General features: G+C 67.6%; 4 protein-coding genes. All 4 read right to left on the minus strand.

Annotated features, from left to right (window positions below; translation table 11 throughout):
• Window positions 1-278 precede the first annotated feature (278 nt).
• Window positions 279-1214, minus strand: coding sequence for a glycosyltransferase (locus tag AB4Y86_RS15060; RefSeq protein WP_441403004.1), 936 nt, complete (start codon window positions 1212-1214; stop codon window positions 279-281).
• A 6-nt stretch (window positions 1215-1220) separates the two neighbouring features.
• Window positions 1221-2132 (minus strand): glycosyltransferase, encoded by a 912-nt coding sequence (locus AB4Y86_RS15065; RefSeq protein WP_441403005.1) that lies wholly within the window; start codon window positions 2130-2132, stop codon window positions 1221-1223.
• A gap of 1 nt (window position 2133) precedes the next feature.
• Complete coding sequence (locus AB4Y86_RS15070; RefSeq protein ID WP_441403006.1) at window positions 2134-2850, minus strand: L-threonylcarbamoyladenylate synthase; 717 nt, start codon at window positions 2848-2850, stop codon at window positions 2134-2136.
• Between the two features lie 15 nt (window positions 2851-2865).
• The coding region (locus AB4Y86_RS15075) for a N5-glutamine methyltransferase family protein (protein ID WP_441403007.1) at window positions 2866-3393 on the minus strand (528 nt) is incomplete at its 5' end.

Genomic DNA, 3393 nt, shown 5'->3' on the forward strand with positions numbered 1-3393 from the left:
CAGCAGCAAGGCCAGGACGATCGCCACCACCCACGACATGGAGTCGAGGAAGAGCTGGATCCAGATCCAGAGGGCGGGCTTCTCGTCCCGGGCTGCCGCGGCATCGCGCGTTTCAGATTTCGTAATCAACAGAGCTTGCAACCGACTTCCAGTACCACGGCGGCCATCCGCCTGATTCACAAAATTCCCCGCCGCAAGACTGTCGGACGGCGTCGGGGCCTAGAACGATAGTAATCGCTTCAGCCTCAGCAGCCTTGGTCTGCGGCCCCGGCCGGGCGTCAATCCGGCAGCGCGGGCATGGGTTCCCAGCCGCGGTCGGCCAGGATCGCGCGCGATTCCCGCCACCCCTGCCAGAGTGCGCCAGTCCCCTTCAAGGTCCGTTCGACAAGGATGAGCCGGGCGATTTCCTTCAGGAACGTCAGGGCCGTCCCGGCGCCGAAACCGGCCTGGTGGAACCTGCCGTGGGCCCTCAGGTACTGGGCGACGTGCCCGCGGTTCCGCATCACGTAACGGCGGCTCAGGTCAGACGAATCGTTGAGATGGCGCAGCCCCAGGTCCACCTGGCGCTGCGCCCGGACCTTCTTGATGACGAACGCGTTAACGTAGACCACCGGGGTTTGCAGCGCTGCGAGCCAGCCGTAGATCGCGTCGTCCCAGGTGATGAAGAAGCGCGGATCCGGCAGCCCGATGGTCCGGGCCACCGAGGCCTTGATCAGCATGCCTTCGAAATTTCCCACGTTGGTGCGGAAGACCTCCGAATGCCGGAAAACATCGCGCGAAACCGGGAGGAAGACGCCCAGCGCCTCGACAAAGTGGTGCTGCCAGAAGAAGGGGTTGCCGTTGGCGTCGTACCGGCGGCCGATGATGCAGGAGTAATCCTGCGTGAACTTCTCCAGCGCATCCACCGCGCCGGGGAGGACCTCGACGTCGTCGTCCATCAGCCACAGCCAGCCCGCACCTGATTCCAGCGCCAATTCCACGCCGCGGGAGAATCCGCCTGCACCGCCGACGTTCTCGCTCAGCCGCTCGTACACGATCGGCGGGCCGCCGGCAGTGCGCGCCTGGGACACGACGTCGGCCGTGTGGTCGCTGCTGGCGTTGTCCACCACGATGATCCTGGCGGGACCGGTGTCGAGCCGGGCAAAGGATTTGAGCAGATTGTCCAAAAAGTCGGCACGGTTATAGGTGACGACGACGGCGTACAGGTCTTCCACGGCGGCCTAGCTGTTGGCGGACATCAGTTCCGCGGGTGAGCCGAAGCCCTTGCCGCGGAAACCGGTGGAGTAGGCGCGGAACCAGTGCGCCAGGCCTTTGAGGTCCCCGGTCTTCAGGAAGTAGTACGGGAAGCCGATGATGTCCGCACCGAACCAGCGCAGGTTCCGGTACTTGCGGGTCAGGTAGCCCCGGTTGCGGAAGTAGCAGTAGCGTTTGAACTCGCCCTCGGGGATGACCGGCGTGATGAACCCGCCGAAGACCGGCTTCATCTCGGTCCAGGTGGCGGGGTGCTGGACAGCCACCGTGGCGAGCGTGCCGTATTTCAGGCCGGCCTTCTTCACGCGCGAGAGGAAGTCGACTTCGTCTCCGCGGATGAAGAACTTCACATCCGGGATGCCGATCTTGTAGAACACCTCGGTCCGGATCAGCGCGCCGTTGAAGAAGTGCACCATGTCCGGGAGGTAGCCCATCGGTGCCAGCCGCGAGCGGTCGTTGGTGAGCAGGCCGTTGATCCTGAAGTTGAAGGACAGCCGGTTCGGGTCGGCCGTGGCGGCCACCAGCGGGCTCACGATGTCGAGTTGGTGCTCGCCGGCGGTCTTCAGCAGCTCGGCGAGGCAGCTGGCGTCCTCGGGATGGCCGTCGTCGTCCATCATCCAGATCCATTCGGCGCCGCTCGCCATCGCCGCAAGGATCGCGTACGCAAAGCCGCCGGCCCCGCCGAGGTTCGCCTCGGACCGCAGGTAGTTGATGTTGTCCGCTCCCCCGGACGTGACGACGTCGGTGGCCGGGACGGTGCCGGAGTCCACCAAGGCGATCGAGTGGATCGGTGCGGTCTGCTCGGCCAGCCCCTTCAGCAGCAGGGCGAGCTCCTCGTGGCGGTCAAAAGTTACTGCCGCGACGGCGACTTTGGGCTGCATGTCAGTTCCTTGGGGATTCGTCGGGGGCATCGGGTTCCGCACCGGTCCCGGGTGCCTCTTCGCCGGCGCCGAGCACGCCTGGCACCACCTCACGCAGCCGCTCCAGGCTGATAGCGCCCTGGCGGACCACGCGCAGCGGCAGGGCGGTGGCATCGATAATGGTGGACGGCTCGGCCCCGTCTCCTTCGACCGGCCGGTGGCCGCCCTCAAGGTAGACCTCCACCGACTCCGCCAGTTGCGCCTCGGCCCCGGCGGCGCTCTGCGCGGCCGCCTGGCCGGTCCGGTTGGCGGAGGACACCGCCAACGGCCCGGTCAGGGTGAGCAGGTCCTGGGCCACGTCGTCGGCCGGGAGGCGCAGGGCCACGGTGCCCCTGGTCTCGCCCAGGTCCCAGTCCAGCGAGGGCTGGGCATGCAGGATGAGCGTCAGGCCCCCGGGCCAGAACGCCTCGGCCAGGCGGCGGGCCTCGGCCGGGACATCGGTGGCGAGGCCGTCGAGGGCATTCAGCCGCGGAATCAGCACCGGCGGCGGCATCTTCCGGCTGCGGCCCTTGGCGGCCAGCAACAGCGTCACGGCCTGCGGGGAGAACGCGTCCGCGGCGATGCCGTACACGGTGTCGGTGGGGAGGACCACGCACTTGTGTTCGCGGATGGCCCGCTGGGCGTGTTCGAGTCCGGCGGCACGCTGTTCGGCGTCCGCGCAATCGTAGCTAGTCGTCACTGGCCTATCCTTTCATCAGTGCTGGTGTGGTTCGGTTCGACGCACGGCGCTGGTGGCGCGTTCCCGGCCGTTGAGGTCCAGGTGCGTTGCCACGCCGGTCCAGAGTCCGGAGCGCTCCAGCATCGCGGCGATCCAGCCTGCCTGGACCTCGGCGTGCTCCATCACGAAGTAGCCCCCGGGGGCCAGCAGCCGGGCGGCGGAAGCCGCTGCCGCCGTCGGAAGTTCCATTCCGTCCGCTCCCCCGCCGTACAGCGCCTCGGGCGGGTCGTGCAGCGCCACTTCAGGTTCGTTGGGGACCGCTTCGGCGGGGATGTAGGGCGGATTGGACACGACGACGTCGAAGCTGCCGTTAAGTTCAGGCAGTGCGGTGCGCAGATCGCCGCGCACCAGCTGGACGCCAAGCGGCAGGAGGTTCTTGGCCGCCCAGGCGTGGGCGAACTCGCTGAACTCCACGGCGTGGACCTCGGCGCCGGGGACCTCGTACGCGATCGAGCCCGCAATCGCGCCGGAGCCAGTGCCCAGGTCCACGACCCTGGGCCGTGC

Origin of the sequence: Arthrobacter sp. 2YAF22_2 (assembly GCF_052114645.1) — a bacterium.
GTDB lineage: Bacteria > Actinomycetota > Actinomycetes > Actinomycetales > Micrococcaceae > Arthrobacter.

Excerpts from the sequence above, each read along its gene's own strand:
- AB4Y86_RS15065 (WP_441403005.1), bottom strand. The coding sequence starts at position 2,132 with ATGCAGCCCAAAGTCGCCGTCGCGGCAGTAACTTTTGACCGCCACGAG.